The 20,405-nt window shown below is 71.5% G+C and carries 20 protein-coding genes; 3 read left to right on the top strand and 17 right to left on the bottom strand.

The genetic code is table 11. From position 1 onward, the window contains the following. Position 1 precedes the first annotated feature (1 nt). A complete protein-coding gene (locus L3Q67_RS27715) occupies positions 2-664 on the top strand; it encodes a GntR family transcriptional regulator (RefSeq protein WP_499184370.1) in 663 nt (220 codons plus the stop codon). 19 nt (positions 665-683) lie between these two features. On the opposite strand, the gene L3Q67_RS27710 is transcribed toward L3Q67_RS27715, so the two are convergent. The 13 genes from L3Q67_RS27710 to pyrR all read right to left on the bottom strand — a co-directional run bounded on the left by L3Q67_RS27710 (position 684) and on the right by pyrR (position 15,431). Continuing rightward, positions 684-2,813 carry a primosomal protein N' gene (locus tag L3Q67_RS27710; protein ID WP_499184369.1) on the bottom strand — a complete coding sequence of 710 codons (2,130 nt, stop codon included), beginning with the start codon at positions 2,811-2,813 and terminating at the stop codon, positions 684-686. 67 nt (positions 2,814-2,880) lie between these two features. Continuing rightward, positions 2,881-4,083, bottom strand: coding sequence for a methionine adenosyltransferase (metK, locus tag L3Q67_RS27705; protein WP_499191657.1), 1,203 nt, complete (start codon positions 4,081-4,083; stop codon positions 2,881-2,883). Between the two features lie 63 nt (positions 4,084-4,146). Continuing rightward, a complete protein-coding gene (gene coaBC / locus L3Q67_RS27700; protein ID WP_499184368.1) occupies positions 4,147-5,391 on the bottom strand; it encodes a bifunctional phosphopantothenoylcysteine decarboxylase/phosphopantothenate synthase in 1,245 nt (414 codons plus the stop codon). Then, positions 5,388-5,666, bottom strand: a complete 279-nt coding sequence (rpoZ, locus tag L3Q67_RS27695; RefSeq protein WP_499191656.1) for a DNA-directed RNA polymerase subunit omega — start codon at positions 5,664-5,666, stop codon at positions 5,388-5,390. The genes coaBC and rpoZ overlap by 4 nt, the downstream gene beginning before the upstream one ends. 27 nt (positions 5,667-5,693) lie before the next feature. Next, complete coding sequence (gene gmk, locus L3Q67_RS27690; protein WP_282771606.1) at positions 5,694-6,251, bottom strand: guanylate kinase; 558 nt, start codon at positions 6,249-6,251, stop codon at positions 5,694-5,696. Positions 6,252-6,292: 41 nt separating this feature from the next. Beyond that, positions 6,293-6,610 carry an integration host factor, actinobacterial type gene (gene mihF, locus L3Q67_RS27685; protein ID WP_113691187.1) on the bottom strand — a complete coding sequence of 106 codons (318 nt, stop codon included), beginning with the start codon at positions 6,608-6,610 and terminating at the stop codon, positions 6,293-6,295. 181 nt (positions 6,611-6,791) lie between these two features. Continuing rightward, positions 6,792-7,619: a beta/alpha barrel domain-containing protein gene (gene pyrF / locus L3Q67_RS27680; protein WP_499184367.1), complete on the bottom strand. Its 828-nt coding sequence runs from the start codon at positions 7,617-7,619 to the stop codon at positions 6,792-6,794. Next, complete coding sequence (carB, locus tag L3Q67_RS27675) at positions 7,616-10,930, bottom strand: carbamoyl phosphate synthase large subunit (RefSeq protein WP_499184366.1); 3,315 nt, start codon at positions 10,928-10,930, stop codon at positions 7,616-7,618. The genes pyrF and carB overlap by 4 nt, the downstream gene beginning before the upstream one ends. Further along, the gene (gene carA, locus L3Q67_RS27670; protein ID WP_499184365.1) at positions 10,930-12,054 is read right to left on the bottom strand and encodes a carbamoyl-phosphate synthase small subunit; all 1,125 of its coding nucleotides are present in this window, start codon (positions 12,052-12,054) and stop codon (positions 10,930-10,932) included. The genes carB and carA overlap by 1 nt, the downstream gene beginning before the upstream one ends. Beyond that, positions 12,051-12,563 carry a PH-like domain-containing protein gene (locus tag L3Q67_RS27665; RefSeq protein ID WP_499184364.1) on the bottom strand — a complete coding sequence of 171 codons (513 nt, stop codon included), beginning with the start codon at positions 12,561-12,563 and terminating at the stop codon, positions 12,051-12,053. Before L3Q67_RS27665 ends, carA begins: the two co-directional genes overlap by 4 nt. Beyond that, positions 12,563-13,867, bottom strand: coding sequence for a dihydroorotase (locus L3Q67_RS27660; protein WP_499184363.1), 1,305 nt, complete (start codon positions 13,865-13,867; stop codon positions 12,563-12,565). The genes L3Q67_RS27665 and L3Q67_RS27660 overlap by 1 nt, the downstream gene beginning before the upstream one ends. After that, entirely contained in the window at positions 13,864-14,817 is a 954-nt protein-coding gene (locus L3Q67_RS27655; RefSeq protein WP_499184362.1) for an aspartate/ornithine carbamoyltransferase family protein, read from the bottom strand. Before L3Q67_RS27655 ends, L3Q67_RS27660 begins: the two co-directional genes overlap by 4 nt. Further along, positions 14,814-15,431, bottom strand: a complete 618-nt coding sequence (gene pyrR, locus L3Q67_RS27650) for a bifunctional pyr operon transcriptional regulator/uracil phosphoribosyltransferase PyrR (protein WP_499184361.1) — start codon at positions 15,429-15,431, stop codon at positions 14,814-14,816. The genes L3Q67_RS27655 and pyrR overlap by 4 nt, the downstream gene beginning before the upstream one ends. A 258-nt stretch (positions 15,432-15,689) precedes the next feature. Between pyrR and bldD the strand changes: the two genes are divergently transcribed. After that, positions 15,690-16,178 carry a transcriptional regulator BldD gene (gene bldD, locus L3Q67_RS27645; protein ID WP_003096372.1) on the top strand — a complete coding sequence of 163 codons (489 nt, stop codon included), beginning with the start codon at positions 15,690-15,692 and terminating at the stop codon, positions 16,176-16,178. A gap of 124 nt (positions 16,179-16,302) precedes the next feature. On the opposite strand, the gene nusB is transcribed toward bldD, so the two are convergent. From nusB to L3Q67_RS27630, 3 genes are read right to left on the bottom strand one after another with little or no spacing between them, the layout of a single operon-like run. Beyond that, entirely contained in the window at positions 16,303-16,755 is a 453-nt protein-coding gene (gene nusB, locus L3Q67_RS27640) for a transcription antitermination protein NusB (protein ID WP_499184360.1), read from the bottom strand. Next, positions 16,752-17,315, bottom strand: a complete 564-nt coding sequence (gene efp, locus L3Q67_RS27635; RefSeq protein WP_499184359.1) for an elongation factor P — start codon at positions 17,313-17,315, stop codon at positions 16,752-16,754. Before efp ends, nusB begins: the two co-directional genes overlap by 4 nt. A 40-nt stretch (positions 17,316-17,355) precedes the next feature. Beyond that, a complete protein-coding gene (locus tag L3Q67_RS27630; protein WP_499184358.1) occupies positions 17,356-18,453 on the bottom strand; it encodes a M24 family metallopeptidase in 1,098 nt (365 codons plus the stop codon). 27 nt (positions 18,454-18,480) lie between these two features. Between L3Q67_RS27630 and L3Q67_RS27625 the strand changes: the two genes are divergently transcribed. Beyond that, on the top strand, positions 18,481-18,918 hold the full coding sequence (locus tag L3Q67_RS27625; protein ID WP_499184357.1) for a B-4DMT family transporter: 438 nt from the start codon (positions 18,481-18,483) through the stop codon (positions 18,916-18,918). On the opposite strand, the gene L3Q67_RS27620 is transcribed toward L3Q67_RS27625, so the two are convergent. Continuing rightward, positions 18,891-20,402, bottom strand: a complete 1,512-nt coding sequence (locus tag L3Q67_RS27620) for a glycoside hydrolase family protein (protein WP_499184356.1) — start codon at positions 20,400-20,402, stop codon at positions 18,891-18,893. The genes L3Q67_RS27625 and L3Q67_RS27620 overlap by 28 nt on opposite strands. Between the last annotated feature and the right edge of the window lie 3 nt (positions 20,403-20,405).

The following is a 20,405-nucleotide window of genomic DNA, read 5'->3' as shown; positions in this document are numbered from 1 at the left end:
GGTGTCCGCGACGCCCATCACTCGAGCCGAGCCCTTGCGCGACGCCGTGTACGCCCGGATCGTCGAGCTGTTCTGGTCGGGTGCCTATCCACCGGGCACCGCGGTCACCGAGGCCGCCCTGTCACGCCAGTTGGACGTCTCCCGCACGCCGGTCCGCGAAGCACTCCTCCGCCTCGAAGCCGAGGGGGTGCTGCGTTCAGCCCTGGCGAAGGGCTTCACCGTGCGTCCCCTCGACGCTCGCGAGGCCGCCGAGCTGTATCCGATCCTGGGCACGCTGGAAAGCCTCGCCGTGCGAACCGCGGGCACTCCCCCGCCCTCGGTCGTGCGCGCACTCGAACACACCCTCGCCGAGCTCGAAGACTGCACCGACCCGATCCGGCGCTGGCGCCTGGACTCGGACTGGCACGCGGGCTTGGTCGCCGCCGCGGGCAACCGCCAGCTCCAGGAAATGGTCAGCCGGGTGCGCACCAACCTGTCGCGCTACGAGCTGACCTACATGCGCGAGACGGTCGACCGCACTGAACCGGACCGCCAGCACCTCGAGATCCTCGTCGAGTTCGCCTCCGGCGACACCGATCGCGCCGCGGACCTGCTCACCGCCCACTGGGAAGCGGGGATGCGTGCCGTGCTCAACTGGTTGAACCCGCCAGTCGACCACCCGTAGGCCCGCGACCTGATCGGTCTTAGATCAGCTCCAGCGGATCCAGCTGCACTCGCAGCGCCTCGGCTTCCTTCCGCGCGCTGCGCACGGCCTGCCCACTCGCCAGCGCCGCCGCCAGCGCGCGGCCGTCTTCGCGCGGGACGCGGATCAGCATGCGCTCCCGTTCCGACCGGCCCTCGTCGTCGATCTCGCCGAGCGGCACCGGGCCCAGCAGTTCGGCCGTGTCCGGCAGTCGGGTCTCGTCGAGGTAGGACGCGACGGTCTCCGGAGTGCCCTCCACGCTGGCCATCCGCACCGCCGGCGGGAAGCCCAGCTCGCGGCGTTCACCCAGTTCGACACTCGCGTGCCAGGCGGGATCCCAGCGCATCAGCGCCTGCACCGGCTTCAACCCGGCCTCCGCCCCGACGATCACCCGGCCGCCCTCCGGCCCCGGCCGCACCAACGCCGCCGCGGCCATCCACCGGCGCAGCGTCTCCTCGGCCGCGCGCAGGTCCTGCCTGCCGAGCAGCGCCCAGCCGTCGAGCAGGAGCGCGGCGCCGTAACCGCCTTCGGCGACCGGTTCCGCGCCCGGCGTCGCGACCACCAGCGCCGGGCGCGCGGGCACCTCCGCCAGCACCTCGGTCGCACCGGAAGTACGCACGACGATCCCGGGGAACGCGCGGCCCATCTCCTCGGCGGTCCGTTTCGCGCCGATCACCACCGCCCGCAGGCGCGCCGAGCCGCAGGCCGGGCAGCGGAACCCGGCCTCGGGAACGCCGCACCACCGGCAGTGCGGTGCCCGCGGGCCATCCTGGTCGCGTCCACCTGGCAGGACCAACGGCCCCGCGCAGCGGCGACACCGCGCCGGTGCCCGGCACTGGCCGCAGGCGAGCGCCGGGACATAGCCGCGTCGAGGCACTTGGACCAGCACCGGCGCACCGGCCGCCAGCCCTTGGCGTGCCGCTTCGAAGGCGACCGACGGCAGGCGCGCTGCCTTCGCGGCTTCGTCCCTGGCGACGTCGAAGTCCTCCCCCACCGGCGTGATCCGGGGTGACCGCGCGCGCAGGTCCTCCCGGCTCGCCACGATCGGGTGCGCCCAGCCGGTGTCGACGAGCAGCTGCGCCTCGGCCGTCCGGTTGAACCCGGCGACCAGGAGCGAGGCGTTGCTGGCGTGCGCCCGGACCATGAGCACGTCGCGCACCTGCGGGTACGGCATGTGCGGGTCGGCGTGCAGGTCGTCCCCGTCGTCCCAGACCACGAACAGGCCGGGGTTGTCCACGGGGGCGAACATGGTGGCCCGGGTGCCGACGGCCACCTTGACCGCCCCGCGCGACACGGCGAGCCAGCGGCGGTAGCGCTCGGCGGGCCCGCTCTCCGCGGTCAGCGCGACGACCGCCTCGTCGCCGACCAACTCGACGCAGGCCTGATGCACCCGCTTCAGATCGCGTTGATCCGGCACGACCAGGACCGCGCCCCGCCCGGCGGCGGCGACGGTGGCCGCTGCCTCGGCGAGCCGGCGCGGCCAGTCCTCCCCCGGCAACGCCTGCCACACCGCGTGCGCCCGGCGCCCCGAGCCGATCGCTTCGATGAACGAGCCGCCGGCGGGATAGCGCGTCCAACCAGTTTGACCGGGTGCCTCCGGCACCGGCGCCGGCTCACGCGGCGGTTCGCCTTCGGCCTTGGCGTGCCGCGGCGGGATGGCCAGGCGCAGCACGTCGATCAGCGTGCCGCCGTACCGCTGCGCCACCGCCCGCCCCAGCGCGGCCAGCTCCGGCCCGAGCACCGGTTCACTGGAGGTGACCCTGTCCAGGAAGGTCAGCTTGCCCTGGTGGTCGGTGGTGTCCGCGCGTTCCAGCAGGAAGCCGTCGACCAGCTGGCCGGCGAACCGCACCCGGACCCGGCAGCCCGGCACCGCGGTCTGGTGGAACTTCTCCGGCACCTGGTAGTCGAACGTGCGGTCCAGGTGCGCGAGCGGCACGTCCACGACCACCCTGGCGACCGGCTCGCTCGGCGCCGGTTTCTGCGCGCCCCGGCGTTCGGCGGCGGCGGCTTTCGCGGCGGCCGCCTTCGACTTCGGTGCGGCGCGGTTGACCGCAGCGGCCGCGCCGGTCCCCGTCTTGCGCGGGGCGGGCGGCGGCTCGGGGAGGTCCCACAGCGGGGTCGCGCCGTTCACGTGGTGATCTCTACCAGAAGAAGCCCTCGGCCCCGATCGGGGCCGAGGGCTTCAGCGGAACGAGTCCTCAGGCGCCGGCGATCGACCGCAGGTCGGCCGCACGCTGCGTGCTCTCCCACGGCAGCCCGAGCTCCGGGCGGCCGAAGTGCCCGTACGCCGCGGTCGGCGCGTAGATCGGGCGCAGCAGGTCCAGGTCGCGGATGATCGCGGCCGGGCGCAGGTCGAACACCTCGCGGATGGCGGCCTGGATCTTCGACGGGTCCACCGTCTCGGTCCCGAAGGTCTCCACGAACAGGCCTACCGGGGACGCCTTGCCGATCGCGTAGGCGACCTGCACCTCGACCCGCGAAGCCAGCCCGGCGGCCACCACGTTCTTGGCCACCCAGCGCATCGCGTACGCCGCGGACCGGTCCACCTTCGACGGGTCCTTCCCGGAGAACGCGCCACCACCGTGACGGGCCATGCCGCCGTAGGTGTCGACGATGATCTTGCGGCCGGTCAGCCCGGCGTCACCCATCGGCCCGCCGATGACGAAACGGCCGGTCGGGTTGACCAGCAGCCGCACGTCGGTGGTGTCCAGCTCCAGCTCGGCCAGCTCCGGCGCGACCACGTGCTCCTTGACGTCGACGCCGAGCATCTTCTCCAGGTCGATGCCGTCGGCGTGCTGGGTCGACACGACCACGGTGTCCAGGCGCACCGGCTGGTCACCGGCGTACTCGATGGTCACCTGGGTCTTGCCGTCCGGGCGCAGGTACGGCAGCACGCCGTTGTTGCGCACGCCGGTCAGGCGCTGCGAGAGCCGGTGCGCCAGCGCGATCGGCAGCGGCATCAGCTCGGGCGTGTCCGAGCAGGCGTAGCCGAACATCAGGCCCTGGTCGCCCGCGCCCTGGCGGTCGATGTCGTCGGACGCGTTTTCCAGCCGCGACTCGTAGGCGGTGTCGACGCCCTGCGCGATGTCCGGCGACTGCGCGCCGATCGCCACGTTGACCCCGCACGAGTTGCCGTCGAACCCCTTGGCGGACGAGTCGTAGCCGATGCGCAGGATCACGTCCCGCACGATGGTCGGGATGTCGGCGTAGGCCTCGGTGGTCACCTCGCCGGCGACGTGCACCTGGCCGGTGGTGATCAGGGTTTCCACGGCGACCCGGCTGCGCGGGTCCTTGCTCAGCAGGGCATCAAGGATCGAGTCGCTGATCGCATCGCAGATCTTGTCCGGATGTCCTTCGGTCACCGACTCGGAAGTGAACAACCTGCGGTTCGACGCACTCACGATTCTCGTCACTTCCCTTTCTTGGGTCCCCTGGTCACCCGTCAGAGTACTGGCCCGCGAGCCTCAAACACCTTGTGTTTTGCGCAAGCCCACAACCGCGTCCCAGACCGCGGCCGCCAGTTGCGCCTTCGCGCCGAGCGGGATAGGCACCTCGGTGCCGTCCGCGCCGAGCAGCCAGCCGGAGTTGTACTCCACCTCGAACGCCTTGCCTTCGCCGACCGCGTTGACCACCAGCAGGTCAGCACCCTTGCGCTTGAGTTTGGCCCGAGCGTGGTGGAGTACGTCGCCACCGGCGTCGCCGGTTTCGGCGGCGAATCCGACCACCACCTGACCCGGCGGACGGGCTTGGACCAAGCCGGCCAGAATGTCCGGATTACGCACCAATTCGACGGTCGGCGCCCCGCCGTCATCGCTTTTCTTGATTTTGTGCTCGGCACGGGAAGCGGGCCGGAAATCGGCCACCGCGGCCGCCATCACCACCACATCGGCGGTTGCGGATTCGGCGCGAACCACTTCGGAAAGCTGTTCGGCGGTCGACACGTGCACGACCGTCGCGCCCGCGGGATCGGGCAGATCGACGGTGTGGGCGGCGATCAGGGTGACCTCGGCGCCGCGCTGCGCGGCCACGCGCGCGAGCGCGTAACCCTGCTTGCCGGAAGAGCGGTTGCCGAGGTAGCGGACCGGGTCGAGCGGCTCGCGCGTGCCACCGGCCGAAATCACCACGCGCAGGCCTTCCAGGTCGCGCGGCAGCGCGCCCGGGGCGGCGAGCAGCAGTCGCGCCAGGTCGACGATCTCGCGGGGGTCGGCCAGCCTGCCCTTGCCGGTGTCGGCGCCGGTCAACCGGCCCGCGTCCGGCTCGGTGACCACGAGCCCGCGCGAGCGCAGCAGCGCGACGTTGTCCCGGGTGGCCGGGTGCTGCCACATCTCGGTGTGCATGGCCGGGAAGAACGCCACCGGGCACCTGGCCACCAGCAGCGTGCCGGTCAGCAGGTCGTCGGCGAGCCCGTGGGCGGCCCTGGCCAGCAGGTCCGCGGTGGCGGGCACCACCAGCACCAGGTCCGCCTCGTGGCCGATGCGGACGTGCTGCACGCTGGGCACGTCGGTGAACACCCCGGTGTGCACGGGGTGCCCGGACAGCGCCTCGAACGTGGCCGCGCCGACGAAGTTCAGCGCGGCTTCGGTGGGCACCACGCGCACGTCGTGCCCGGACTCGGTCAGCCCGCGCAGCACTTCGCAGGCCTTGTAGGCGGCGATGCCGCCACCCACGCCGAGTACGACCCTGGGCTTGCGCCCCAGGGCCTGGCTCATTCGCCTTCGGTGTGCTCGAGCAGGCCGGCGTGGATCTCGCGCAGCGCGATCGACAGCGGCTTCTCACGGGGACCCGGCTCGACGAGCGGGCCGACGTACTCCAGCAGGCCCTCACCGAGCTGCGCGTAGTAGTCGTTGATCTGGCGGGCGCGCTTGGCCGAGTAGATCGCCAGCGCGTACTTCGAACTGACCTTCTCGAGCAGGTCGTCGATCGGCGGGTTGGTGATGCCTTCGAGTTCCTCGTGCTGTGCACCCAGGGTGATGGTCACGCGCAGTACTCCTGAACGGTTGTGGAAATCAAGCTAGCTCGTCATCAAGCTTAACAACTCCGCCGCGGCGGTCTTCACGTCGGCGTTGACCACGGTCGCGTCGAACTCGCCGGACGCGGCCAGTTCACGCTCCGCTTCGGCCAGCCGGGCCCGGACCGCCTCGTCGGCTTCGGTGCCGCGGCCGGTCAGCCTGCCCACCAGCACCCCCCACGACGGCGGGACCAGCATCACCAGCCTGGCCTGCGGCATCGCGGTGCGGACCTGGCGCGCGCCCTGCAGTTCGATCTCGAGGATCGCCTGCTTGCCCTCGGCCAGCGCCTTCTCCACCGGGGCGCGCGGGGTGCCGTAGCAGTTGCCGGTGAATTCGGCGTGCTCGAGCAGTTCCCCCTTGGCCACCATCGCGTCGAAGGCGGGCCGGTCGATGAAGTGGTAGTGCTCGCCGTCCACCTCGCCGGGACGGGGGCGGCGGGTGGTCACCGAGACGCTGAAGAAGATCCCGGGGTCCAGCTTGCGCAGCTCGGTGACGACACTGGACTTGCCGACCCCGGACGGCCCGGATACGACGGTGAGCCGGTGCCGGTTCCCCGCCACCGGCCCACCCTCAGCTGTGGTGCCGCCGTGTTCCTTGCTGCTCACTCGCCGCTGAACTCGGCGAGCAGCGCCTTGCGCTGCCGGTCACCGAGTCCACGCAGGCGACGGCTCGGAGCGATTTCGAGCCGCTCCATCGTCTGCTGCGCGCGGACCTTGCCGACGCCGGGCAGGGCTTCCAGCAGAGCGGAAACCTTCATCTTGCCGAGAACCTCGTCCTCGTCCGCCTGCTTGAGCACGTCGACCAGCGTGGTGCCACCCCGCTTCAGCCGCTCCTTGAGCTCGGCGCGGGCGCGACGGGCAGCAGCGGCCTTCTTCAGCGCCTCAGCACGCTGTTCCTCGGTCAGCTGGGGAAGTGCCACGATTTCCTCCGGTATTACTCAATAATTCGGCCGTCCTCGGGACGGTACCCACCTGCCATACCTGCCACAATGCGGGGGTGGGCCTCCACCTGGGGATGCGGGTGGTGGTATCGGCGTGCCGCACGCCTGTTCGGACCACTTGCGCGTACTCGGTGAACAACGTGCGCCAGGCACGGAAAGTTCAGTCCCGCAACGAATCCCGGACCCAGAACACCGCCTCCCGCAGGGCCTGGGGAGCCGGTCCGTGGCGCAGGATGTCGCGTGAGGAAGCCGCCAGCACCGCCGATGAACCCGCCCCGAAAAGAGCACGTAAATCGGCCGCGGTGGCGCCTTGGGCGCCGAAACCGGGCGCCAGGATTGGGCCGTTCAGCCTATTCAGATCCAGCTCCCCGCGACCGATTGTCGCGCCGGCGACCACGCCGATGTCGCCGAGCGGCGCGGTTCCCGCGTTGCGCTCGGCGACCGCGTCGACGATTTCCTGCGCCACCGTGCGGCCGGACGCGGCCACCGTGCCCTGGAGCCCGGCGCTTTCCGGGTTCGACGTGCGCGCGAGCACGAAGACCCCGCGCCCGCTGGTCTCGGCGGCCGTCAGCGCCGCGTCCAGCGAGCCGAACCCGAGGTAGGGCGAGACGGTGATGGCGTCGGCGGCCAGCGGGGCCCCGTCGGTCAGGTAGGCCGCGGTGTAGGCGGCCATGGTGGAGCCGATGTCACCGCGTTTGACGTCGAGCAGGACCAGCGCGCCCGCCGCGCGGGCCAGCTCGACCACGCGCTCGAGCACGGCGATGCCCGTCGAACCGTGAGTCTCGAAGAACGCCGACTGCGGCTTGATGATCGCCACGTGCTCGGCGATCGCCTCGGTGGCGGTCAGCGCGAACCGCTCCAGCCCGCTCGCGTCCTCCGGCAGGCCCCACGCCCGCAGCAGGCCGGGGTGGGGGTCCACCCCGGCGCACAGCGAGCCGCGGGCCGCGATCGCCTCGGTCAGGCGGGCCCCGAACCGTTCCATGATCATTTCGAGGCCCGGAGAGCCGCCTGGAGCTCCTGGAGGGAGCGCACCCCGATGTCACCCCGGATGAGCGCCTCGATGCCGTGTACGGCCGCGGCAGCGCCCTGGATCGTGGTGATGCAAGGGATGTCGCGGGAAACGGCGGCCGTGCGGATCTCGTAACCGTCCACCCGCGGGCCGCTGTTGCCGTACGGGGTGTTGATCACCATGTCCACGCCGCCGCTGAGGATCACCTCGACCACATTGGGCTCGCCCTCGGTGCTGCCCTCGAAGTGCTTGCGCAGCACCGAGCACTGGATCCCGTTGCGGCGCAGCACTTCCGCGGTGCCGGAAGTGGCCAGGATTTCGAAGCCGAGGTCGGCGAGGCGCTTGACCGGGAAGACCAGCGAGCGCTTGTCGCGGTTGGCCACCGAGACGAAGACCCGCCCGGAGGTGGGCAGTGAGCCGTAGGCGGCGCTCTGCGACTTGGCGAACGCCTTGCCGAACGAGACGTCCACGCCCATGACCTCACCGGTGGACTTCATTTCCGGGCCCAGCAAGGAATCCACACCGTGGCCCTCCGGGGTGCGGAACCGGTGGAAGGGCAGCACGGCTTCCTTGACCGACACCGGCGAGTCGGCGGGCAGGTCGCCGCCGTCGCCCTCGGCCGGGAGCACGCCGGAGGCCCGCAGCTCCTTGATCGTGGAGCCGGTCATGATCAGCGAAGCCGCCTTCGCCAGCGGCACGGCGGTCGCCTTGGACACGAACGGCACCGTGCGCGAGGCACGCGGGTTCGCTTCGAGCACGTAGAGCACGTCGTCCTTGAGCGCGTACTGCACGTTCAACAGGCCGCGCACGCCGACGCCGCGCGCGATCGCCTCGGTGGACCGGCGGACGGTGTCCAGATCGGTCCGGCCCAGGGTGATCGGCGGCAGCGCGCACGAGGAGTCGCCGGAGTGGATGCCGGCCTCCTCGATGTGCTCCATCACGCCGCCCAGGTACAGCTCCTCGCCGTCGAACAGGGCGTCCACGTCGATCTCGATGGAGTCGTCGAGGAAGCGGTCGACCAGCACCGGGTGTTCCGGGGTGACCTCGGTGGCGCGCTGGATGTAGCCGGCCAGGGTCTGCTCGTCGTAGACGATCTCCATGCCGCGGCCGCCGAGCACGTACGACGGGCGCACCAGCACCGGGTAGCCGATCTCGTCGGCGATCCGCTTGGCGCCTTCGAAGGAGGTCGCCGTGCCGTAGCGCGGGGCGGGCAGCCCCGCCGCCCGCAGCACCTCGCCGAAGGCACCGCGGTCCTCGGCCAGGTGGATCGCCTCGGGTGAGGTGCCGACCACCGGCACCCCGGCCGCGGCGAGGCGGCGCGCGAGCGCGAGCGGGGTCTGTCCACCCAGTTGGACGATGACGCCGGCGACCGTGCCCGACTGACGCTCGGCGTGCACCACCTCGAGCACGTCCTCGAAGGACAGCGGCTCGAAGTAGAGCCGGTCGGAGGTGTCGTAGTCGGTGGACACGGTCTCGGGGTTGCAGTTGACCATCACCGCTTCGAACCCGGCCTCGCGCAGGGCGAGCGCGGCGTGCACGCAGGAGTAGTCGAACTCGATGCCCTGCCCGATCCGGTTCGGGCCGGAGCCGAGGATGAGCACCTTCGGCTTGTCCGGCTGCGGCGCCACCTCCGATTCCGCGGCGGGATCGGTCTCGTAGGCCGAGTAGTGGTACGGGGTCTTCGCGGCGAACTCGGCCGCGCACGTGTCCACCGTCTTGAACACCGGGCGCACGCCGAGGCGGTGCCGCAGCGCCCGCACGCCGTCCTCGCCGGCCAGTTCGGGACGCAGCGCGGCGATCTGGCGGTCGGACAGGCCGGTCCGCTTGCCGCGGCGCAGCAGGTCGCCGTCGAGCACCGGCGCGGTGGAGATCTCCTGGCCCACCTCGCCGATCAGCGCGATCTGGTCGATGAACCACGGGTCGATCCAGCTGGCCTCGTGCACCTGCTGGACCGTGGCACCCAGCCGCAGGGCCCGCTCCACCGCGTACAGGCGGCCGTCGTGCGGGGTGCGCAGGGCCTCCAGGGTGGACTCGAGGGTGGCGCCCTCCGGGTCGGGCGTGGTCCAGAAGCCCGCCGCCTTGGTGTCGATCGAGCGCAGCGCCTTGCCGAGCGCCTCCGGGAAGCTGCGGCCCATGGACATGGCCTCGCCGACGCTCTTCATGGTGGTGGTCAGCGTCGGATCCGCGCCGGGGAACTTCTCGAAGGCGAACCGCGGCACCTTCACCACGACGTAGTCCAGCGTCGGCTCGAACGAGGCCGGGGTCTCGCCGGTGATGTCGTTGCGGATCTCGTCGAGGGTGTAGCCGATGGCCAGCTTGGCGGCGATCTTGGCGATCGGGAAGCCGGTCGCCTTCGAGGCCAGCGCGCTCGACCGCGACACCCGCGGGTTCATCTCGATGACCACCATGCGGCCGTCGCGCGGGTTGATCGCGAACTGGATGTTGCAGCCGCCGGTGTCCACCCCGACCGCGCGCAGCACGTCGATGCCGACGTCGCGCATGTGCTGGTACTCGCGGTCGGTCAGGGTCATGGCGGGCGCCACGGTGACCGAGTCACCGGTGTGCACGCCCATCGCGTCGATGTTCTCGATCGAGCAGATGACCACCACGTTGTCGCTGCGGTCGCGCATCAGCTCGAGCTCGTACTCCTTCCACCCGAGCACGCTCTCCTCGATGAGCACCTCGGTGACCGGGCTTTCCTCGAGCCCGGTCGAGGCCAGCCGCTCCAGGTCCTCCGGGGTGTGCGCCATGCCCGAGCCGAGCCCGCCCATGGTGAACGACGGGCGGATGACCACCGGCAGGCCGAGGTCCTCGACCGTCTCGCGGACCTCGTCCATCGAGTGGCACACCGCGCTGCGCGGCACCTCGGCGCCGACCTGCCGGACGATGTCCTTGAACTTCTGCCGGTCCTCGCCGCGCTGGATGGCGTCGATGTCGGCGCCGATCAGTTCGACGCCGTACTTCTCGAGGACGCCGCGTTCGTGCAGGGCGACCGCGCAGTTCAGCGCGGTCTGCCCGCCGAGCGTGGCGAGCAGCGCCTGGGGACGTTCGACTGCGATGACCTTCTCGACGAAGTCCGGGGTGACCGGTTCGATGTAGGTCGCGTCGGCGAACTCCGGGTCGGTCATGATCGTCGCCGGGTTGGAGTTCACCAGGCTGACCCGCAGGCCCTCTTCACGCAGCACGCGGCAGGCCTGGGTGCCGGAGTAGTCGAATTCGGCGGCCTGCCCGATCACGATCGGGCCGGAACCGATGACGAGCACGTGCTCGATGTCTGTGCGTTTCGGCATTACTTGGCTGTCTCCATCAGGGTGACGAACTCGTCGAAGAGGGGGGCCGCGTCGTGCGGGCCGGCGGCGGCTTCGGGGTGGTACTGCACGGAGAACGCGGGGACGTCCTCGGCGTGCACGCCCTCGACCGTGTCGTCGTTCGGGCAGTAGTGGCTGATCGTCGCGGCGCCGAAGGGCGAGTCGAACCGCTGGCCGGGCTCGCCCTCGAGGGCGAAGCCGTGGTTCTGCGCGGTGATCGCCACCCGGCCGGTGGCCACGTCGATCACCGGGATGTTGATGCCGCGGTGCCCGTAGCGCATCTTGTAGGTGCCCAGCCCCAGCGCGCGGCCGAGGATCTGGTTGCCGAAGCAGATGCCGAACAGCGGGACGCGCCGCTCGAGCACCGACCGGGTCAGCGCGGTGGCGTGCTCGGTGGTCGCCGGGTCGCCCGGCCCGTTGGACAGGAACACCCCGTCGGGCTCGATCTCCAGCAGCTGGTCGAGCGAGCTGGACGAGGGCAGGACGTGCACCTCGATGCCGCGCGCGGCCATCTGGCGCGGCGTGTTCGACTTGATGCCGAGGTCCAGCGCGGCGACCCGGAACCGGCGCTCGCCGATCGCGGGGACCACGTACGCCTCGGCCGTGGTGACCTCTCCCGCCAGGTCGGCGCCCTTCATCGGCGGGCTGGCCAGCACCTCGCCGATCATCTCGTCGTCGGAACCCAGCGCGTCACCGGAGAACACCCCGGAGCGCATCGCGCCCTGTTCGCGCAGGTGGCGGGTGAGCGTGCGGGTGTCGACCCCGGCGATGCCGACCACGCCCTGCTCGGTGAGCGCGTCGTCGAGCGAGCGGGTGGAGCGCCAGTTGGACGGGGTGCGGGCGGGGTCGCGGACCACGTATCCCGAGACCCAGATGCGGGCGGACTCGTCGTCCTCGTCGTTCCACCCGGTGTTGCCGATCTGCGGCGCGGTCTGCACCACGATCTGGCGGTGGTAGGAGGGGTCGGTCAGCGTTTCCTGGTAGCCGGTCATCCCGGTGCAGAACACGGCCTCGCCGAGGGTGCGCCCCTCGGCTCCGTAGGCGGTGCCGCGGAAGACCCGGCCGTCCTCCAGTACCAGTGCGGCAGGCGTCCGGCTATTCGTCATGATGGGGCACTTCCCTTGATCTCCGTACCGTTCTTGCCGAGCTCGTCGAGCCAGCGGGGATAGGCGTCGAGGTCGTCCCCGCGGAACCCGGTGTCGAGTTCTTCACCGCCGAGGCGCCAGGTGAGCACCAGCAGGCTGTCGGTGCCCATCACCTTCCCGGCCATGCCCTTGTCCGTGCGGACCCCGGTGATCGACGCCTTCGGGATCCAGATGGCGGGGGCGCGCCCGCGGTCGATCTCGACGCCGTCTTCGTAGAGGCGCAGGGTCGCGTAACCGCGCATCCCGGCGCCGCGGGTGACGATGCGTTCCTGCCAGCGACCGGCGATCGTGGTGCTGACGTACAGCCCGTCGGCGGTCAGCAGCGGTTCACCTGGTTCGACCGGCGGTTCCGGGAACGGCGCGATCCGCGCGCTCTGGGAGCGGGCCTTGCGGCGCCAGCCCAGCCACATGCCGTAGACGCACAGCGCGAAGAATGCCGCGACCAGCAAGGTCAGCAGTAGACGCTCCATCAGGCCAGTTTCCCTTCTCGCACGGTGAACCGCCCGCGCAGCAGGGTCGCGGTGACCGCACCCGGCAGCCGCATCCCCTCATACGGGGTGTTCGCCGCGATGCTCGCCAGTTCGGCGCCGCGCACGGTCCACTCGGCTTCCGGGTCGACCAGGGTCAGGTTCGCCGGCTCGCCGACCGCCAGCGGGCGGCCCTGGTCGGGCAGCCCGGCGATCTCGGCGGGCCGTTCGCTCATCACCCTGGCCACACCGCGCCAGTCAAGCAGGCCGGACCGGACCATCGTCTCGGTCACGATGGACAGCGCGGTCTGCAGCCCGAGCATGCCGGGCTTGGCGGCGGCCCATTCGCAGTCCTTGTCCTGGACGGCGTGGGGCGCGTGGTCGGTCGCGACGCAGTCGATGACCCCGTCGGCCAGCGCGCGGCGCAGCCGCTCGGTGTCGGCGCCGGTGCGCAGCGGCGGGTTCACCTTGTTGACCGGGTCGTACCCGGCGAGCCGCTCGTCGGTCAGCAGCAGGTGGTGCGGGGTGACCTCGGCGCTGACCCGGGTGCCGCGCTCCTTCGCCCAGGTCAGCACGTCGGCGGTGCCCGCGGTGGAGACGTGGCAGACGTGCAGCCGGGCCCCGGCGTGCAGGGCGAGCAGGCAGTCCCTGGCCACGATCGACTCCTCGGCGGCCGCGGGCCAGCCCGCGTAACCGAGACGAGCGGCCTGCTCACCTTCGTGGGCCTGCGCGCCGACTGTGAGTCGCGGTTCCTCGGCGTGCTGCGCGATCACCACATCGAGTGCGGTGGAGTACTCCAGCGCGCGGCGCATCAGCAGCGGATCGTGCACGCACTTGCCGTCGTCGGAGAAGACCCGCACCCCGGCGGCGGAGGCGGCCATGGTGCCCAGTTCGGCGAGCTTCTCGCCGCCGAGCCCGACGGTGACCGCGCCGACCGGGTGCACGTCGACCAGGCCGGCGGCCTTGCCGAGGCGCCACACGTGCTCGACCACGACCGCGTTGTCGGCGACCGGGTCGGTGTTGGCCATGGCGAAGACCGCGGTGTACCCGCCGAGCGCGGCCGCGGCCGAACCGCTGGCGATGGTCTCGGTGTCCTCGCGGCCGGGTTCGCGCAGGTGCGTGTGCAGGTCGACGAACCCGGGGAGCAGCACCTGACCAGCGGCTTCGAGGATGTTTTCGGCGTCCTTGGCGCCGGCGGTCGAACCAGGTGAACCGATCTCGGCGATCTCGCCGTCGGCGATCAGCACGTCCACCGGATCGCCTTCGCCGTAGAGCCGGACGCCCTTGAGCAGGATCTCGGTGGTCATGCGACGACTCCTTCTTCCTCACCCGCGAGCAGGTGGTACAGCACAGCCATGCGGACGTGCACCCCGTTGCGCACCTGCTCGGTGATCGCCGACGCGGGCGAGTCGGCGACCGCCGAGGCGATCTCCATGCCGCGCAGCATCGGCCCCGGGTGCAGGACGACCGCGTGGTCGGCGAGCAGCGCGAGGCGCTTCTCGTTCAACCCGTAGGCGATCGAGTACTCCCGGGCGGACGGGAAGAAGCTCTGCCCCGGGCCACCGCCGGTCATCCGTTCGGCCTGGACGCGCAGCATCATCACCGCGTCCGCCGCGGGCAGCTCCGCGTCCAACTGGTGCGACACCGTCACCGGCCAGGATCCCACGCCGACGGGCAGCAGGGTGGGTGGTGCGACGAGCACCACCTCCGCCCCGAGCGCGGCGAGCAGGTGCACGTTGGACCGGGCGACCCGGCTGTGCACGACGTCACCGACGATCGCGACGCGGCGGCCGTCGAGCGAGCCGAGCCGGTCGCGCAGGGTCGCCGCGTCGAGCAGCGCCTGCGTCGGGTGCTCGTGCGTGCCGTCGCCCGCGTTGACCACCTTCGTGCCGGTCTCGCCCAGCCAGCCGGCCAGCCGGTGGGCGGCGCCGGAGGCGGGGTGGCGGATGATCACGCAGTCGGCGCCCGCCGCGGACAGGGTCAGCGCGGTGTCCCGCAGCGACTCCCCCTTGCCCACCGAGGAGCCCCCGGCCGAGACGTTCACCACGTCGGCGCTCATCCACTTGCCCGCGATCTCGAAGGAGACCCTGGTGCGGGTGGAGTTCTCGTAGAACAGGGTGATCACGGTGCGGCCGCGCAGCGTGGGCAGCTTGCGGACCTCGCGGCCGAGCAGGGTGCGCTTGAGCTCGTCGGCGGTGTCCAGGATGGACGTCGCCAGCTCCGGATCCAGCCCGTCGGTGGCGAGCAGATGCTTCACGGTTTCCCTTCCTGAGCCGGTGCACCCGGTTCGACCGGCCCGCCGCGCAGCAGCACCGCGTCGCGGCCGTCTATTTCGGACAGCAGCACGGCGACGTCCTCGGCGCGCGAAGTCGGCACGTTCTTGCCCACGTAGTCGGCGCGGATCGGCAGCTCGCGGTGACCGCGGTCGACCAGTACGGCCAGTTGGACCGCGCGCGGGCGGCCGTGGTCACGCAGGGCGTCGAGGGCGGCCCGGATGGTGCGGCCGGAGAACAGCACGTCGTCGACGAGCACCACCACGCGGTCGTCGATCCCGGTGCCGGGCAGCTGCGTCTGCTCCAGCGGGCGGGTCGGGCGGCGGCGGAGGTCGTCGCGGTAGAGGGTGACGTCGAGCGCGCCGATCGGCACGTCGACCCCGGAGAACTCGGTCACGCGCTCGGCGAGCCGGGCGGCGAGCGGGGTGCCACGGGTGGGTATGCCCAGCAACACGGGCGGGGCCGAGTGGCCCGCACCGAGTGCGGTCTTCTCGATGACCTGATGGGCCATTCGAGCGATGGTGCGTGCGACGTCTCCGGCCGACAGGAGCTCATGCTCACCGGCCGGATCCGTCACACCGCGCGGACGCGATGTCACGGTGGACCTCCTTCCCCGCCTCACTGGACGGGTCGTTAAAGGACGTCGATTTCCCAGGTCGATGCAGGAAATCGTGCACAGGGTAACAGGATCGGCCGCTCAGCCTTCCGGGTGGTGTCCCCCGTTCGCACCACCCTCGCGCAATGATCTGCTTGACCTGGTGACGACAACGCGTAACCATTACTCTGAGTATTCGACTCAAGAAGTGCCCCTCCGGCCACTCGGCCGGGCGGGGACGACGAAACGGAGAACCACCAGATGGGCGATTACGCCAAGGCGCTCGGGGCCAAGCTCCGCGGGATCCGCCAGCAGCAGGGCCTGTCCTTGCACGGGGTCGAGCAGAAGTCCGGCGGACGCTGGAAGGCGGTCGTCGTGGGTTCCTACGAGCGCGGCGACCGGGCCGTGACCGTGCAGAAGCTCGCCGAGCTGGCGGACTTCTACGGGGTGCCGGTGGTCGAGCTGCTGCCCGAGGGCCGCGTTCCGTCTGGGGCGGAGCCGGCCACGAAGATCGTGATCAACCTGGAGCGGCTCCAGCAGCTGCCCGCGGAGAAGGTCGGGCCGCTGGCGCGGTACGCCGCCACCATCCAGAGCCAGCGCGGGGACTACAACGGCAAGGTGCTCTCGATCCGCACCGAGGACCTCCGCTCGCTCGCGATCATCTACGACATGACGCCCGGGGAGCTGACGGAGCAGTTGATCGACTGGGGAGTGCTGCCCCCGGAAGCTCGGCCGTCCAAAGAGGACTGAGCCGTGCCGGCCGGCACGGCCGCACCGAGAACAGGCCGAAGGGGCCTTCCTGGCGAACCAGCGGTTCCCCCGGGAAGGCCCCTTCGCGGTGTGTCCTGTCGGGTGGTGGTCCGGCTGTCCGGCGCTACAGCACCGCGCGCAGGCGGTCGGCGATGGTGCCGATCCGGCCGAGCACGCCGTTGACGAAGCGCGGCGAGTCGTCCGTCGACAGCTCCTTGGCGATGCCGACGGCCTCGTCGATGGCCACCGGGTCCGGCACGTCGGTGGCCCACAGCAGCTCGTAGACCCCGACCCGCAGCACCGCCAGGTCGACCGGCGGCATGCGGTCCAGCGACCAGCCCTGCGCGTGCTCGGCGAGCAGCTCGTCGATCTGCTCGCGCCGCGCGGTGACCCCCTCGACCAGGGAGACGGTGTAGTCGCCGATCGGGTCCACGTCGGTCGAACCCACACGACCGGCCAGCAGGGTCACCGCGTCGGAACCCCGCTGCGCGGCCTCGTACAGCATTTCAACGGCGCGTTTGCGAGCCGCCCGGCGGCCGATCGGGCCGCCGCGCTTGGGTGAACCGGTCGAACTCAATTCGAAACCCGGCCGAGGTAGCGACCGTCACGGGTGTCGACCTTGACCTTCTCACCCGTGGTCAGGAACAGCGGCACCTGGATCTCGGCGCCGGTCTCCAGCGTGGCCGGCTTGGTGCCTCCGGTGGACCGGTCGCCCTGCAGGCCGGGGTCGGTGTGCTGGACGACCAGTTCGACCGAGGTGGGCAGCTCGACGTAGAGCGGGGTGCTCTCGTGGATCGCGACCTGGACCTCGGTGTTCTCCAGCAGGTAGTTCGCGCCGTCGCCGACGACCTCGCGGGTGACGTTGATCTGGTCGTAGGTGTCGCCGTCCATGAAGACGAAGTCGCTGCCGTCGTTGTACAGGTAGGTCATCGTGCGGCGGTCCACCGTCGCGGTCTCGACCTTGGTGCCGGCGTTGAACGTCTTGTCCACGACCTTGCCGCTCAGGACGTGCTTGAGCGTGGTGCGCACGAAGGCGCCCCCTTTGCCCGGCTTGACGTGCTGGAAGTTCACGACCGACCACAGCTGTCCGTCGAGGTTGAGGACCAAGCCGTTCTTCAGGTCGTTGGTGGTGGCCACGGGTCTGGGATCTCCTGTGTCTGCTCGAAGCGGGCCGCGTTTAGACGACCACGAGTTCCTTGGTGCTCAGGGTGAGGACCTCCCCCGTGCCGTCACGGACGATCAGCGTGTCCTCGATGCGCACGCCACCGCGGCCGGCGAGGTACACGCCTGGCTCGACGGTGACCGCCATACCGGCGGACAGTGTACCGACACCCGTGGCCGCCAGGCTGGGTGCCTCGTGCACCTCGAGGCCGACGCCGTGCCCGAGACCGTGCGAGAACCGTTCGCCGTGGCCCGCCTGTTCGATCACCTCGCGGGCGGCCTTGTCCACCGCGGCGACCTCGGCGCCGGGCAGCACCGCGGCCAGGCCGGCGGCCTGCGAGCGGTGCACCAGCTCGTACAGCTCGCGCTGCCAGCCGGCCGGTTCACCCAGTACGACCGTGCGGGTCATGTCGGAGTGGTAGCCGTCGATGATCGCGCCGAAGTCCAGCTTGACGAAGTCGCCCTCGGCCAGCGGGGCGTCGGTGGGCCGGTGGTGCGGGATGGCCGAGTTCGCGCCGGCGGCGACGATCGACTCGAAGGAGGCGCCCGCCGACCCGTGGTCGAGCATGCGGTTCTCCAGCGCGCGGGCGACCTCGCGCTCGGTGCGGCCGGGGCGCAGTTCGCCGTGCTCGATGAGGTCGGTCAGCGCGCGGTCGGCGGCGGCGCAGGCCATGCGCAGCGCTTCGACCTCGGCCTGGTCCTTGATCAGTCGAAGCCGTTCGACCTGGTTCGGCGACCGCCGCAGCTCCACGCCCTCGGCGACCGCCTTGAGCGACTCGAACTGCTCCACGCTGACGTGCTGGCTCTCGAACCCGGTCCGGCCGTAGTCGCTCCGGTTCGCCGCGGCGTGCCGGGCGAGCGCGGCGGCGCTGGCGCGGTCGAGCACGCGCTCGAGGTCGGGCACCTGGACCTCGGACTGGGTGGTGTACCGGCCGTCGGTGCAGAACAGCGTGCGGGCCTCAGCCTCGGCGTGCACGAGCAGCGCCGCGTTCGACCCGGTGAACCCGGTCAGGTAGCGGATGTTGAGCAGGTCGGTGACCAGGAGCGCGTCGAGGCCGGTGTCCCGGATCAGGGAGCGGAGCGCGGAGCGGCGAGCGGCATGGGTTTCAGGCACCGGGCCAGTTTATGACACAGTGTGCGAATGGCAGGCTGGGTAACGCGTGCGCTGGTCCTCGCGCTGCTGCACGCGATCGCGTCGGTGCTGCGGGCGAAGGCCGCGGTTTTCCGGCCGGCCGATCTGGACGCACTCACCATCGGGATCGTCGCGCTGCTGGTCGGTGCGGCGGCGCTGTGGGCCGCGCTGGACGCGTGGCGCGGCGCGGTCGATCGCGGGCGCACCTGGTTCATCGCGGCGCTGGTGGCCGGCCCGGTGTCGGGCGTGCTCGACGTGACGGGCCGCGCGCTGTTCGTCGACCGCACCGGACTCGAGGCACTCCCGGACGCGCTCACCGGCGGAGCCGCGTTCACCGCGTTGCTCATCCTGATCCCGGCCTGGCTCGGCCTGTTCGCCGGTGACCGGATCGCCCGCCGCCCGGAGGCCGACCTCCCGGATCAGCCCAGGGCCAAGCCCGCCGGATAGCTGTTCCACTGCTCGTCGGTGACCGGCGTGATGGCCGACGCGTTCAACGGCGCCACCCCGGGCGGTCGCACCGCCCACAGCTTGCCGTCGCCCAGCAGGAGCCCGGTGCCGCCGGTCGGCGCCTGCACCGCGGGCACCCCGGTGGCCAGGTTCGCGGCCACCGGCACCCGGTCGAGGCCGGGGACGCGCCGATCGAGCAGCCGGACGGCGAGCAGGTCGGCGACCGTGCGCCGGTCCACCCGGATCACACTGCCGCCCGCGACGAGGTCCATCGTGCGCACCGGTGAGGGCATGGCGAAGCCGTCGAGCACGGTGAGCATCCGGTTCACGTCACTGCACGCGTCGATGCCGTGCAGGTCGATGCCGAAGTGCTTGAGGTGCGTAGGCGCCCCCGACTCGCCGGTCATCGTCGCGCGCACCACGTCCAGCGGCACCCGGCCGCAGGGATCGGTCACCGAGATCGGCGCGTGCCCGTCCGGCTGGCGCAACAGGCCAGGGCCCTCCTTCCACGGTCCGGGCACGAGCACCGGCGGGTAGGGACGCAGGCTGAAGTTGCGGTCGAGGAAGGTGACCGTGGTGCCGTCCTGCGTCTCGTGCGCGACGGCGAAGGATTCGAGCGCCTCGATCCACATGAGGTCCGCGCTGAACGCGTCCACCAGCGAACGCGTGCGAGGTACCTGCGTGCTCGCCACCGGCTCGAACCCGCGCTCGCCGAGGGCCTCCACACCGAGGACGAAGGCCGGGTCCTTGGAGCGCACGATGAACTGGCCGGCGCCGTTCCAGCCCGCCGCGCGGCCGGTGGTGTCGGTGAACATCAGGTAGAACCAGCCGTCGAGGAAGACCACCGCGGGCTGGCCGGCGCCGTAGGTGTTGTCGCGCGGGGTGTCGCGCGCCGGGTTGAGGATGGGGTTGCCGCCGTTGGCCCTGGTCCAGTTGATCCCGTCGGGGCTGGTCGCCATGCCGATGGAGTTGCCGAGCGCGTGGTCGCCCGCCGCGCCGGTGTAGTAGAGGTAGTAGACCCCGTCGACCTTGAGCACCGACGGGTCGCACGTGTGCACCCCGTCGAACGCACCCGGGTTGCCGGAGAGCACCGACTGCGCGGGCCCACCGCCCGGCCCGGCGAACGGACCGCCGATGCCGGCCGCCTCCGCGTGCAGGATGTCGTCACCCGGCGGTCGCGCCGCGGGGTACTGGCTGCACCACCAGATCCGCGTGCGGTCGCCGTCCTGCATCACCGCGGGGCCGTAGTTGTAGGGCGCCCCGATCCCACCCGCCGCGACCACCCCGGGCGACTGCCGCGCCTCGTCCACCGAGGGCGACGCCCCGGGCGGGATGACCGGCGGCGGCACCGGTGTGCCGGGAGGCGGCGCTTCCCCGCCGACCACCGCACCCGGCCCGGCGCCTTCGGCCTGCGGCTGCGCGCGACTGGGCGTGCAACCGGCGACCAGGACGGCGCCCAGCAGCCAGGAGAGCGTGACACGCACGCG

The sequence above is a fragment of the Saccharothrix sp. AJ9571 genome, assembly GCF_021725495.1.
GTDB classification, from domain to species: Bacteria; Actinomycetota; Actinomycetes; order Mycobacteriales; family Pseudonocardiaceae; genus Amycolatopsis; species Amycolatopsis magusensis.
Note: the sequence above shows the minus strand (reverse complement) of the source record. Positions and strands in the feature narration are given on the sequence as shown.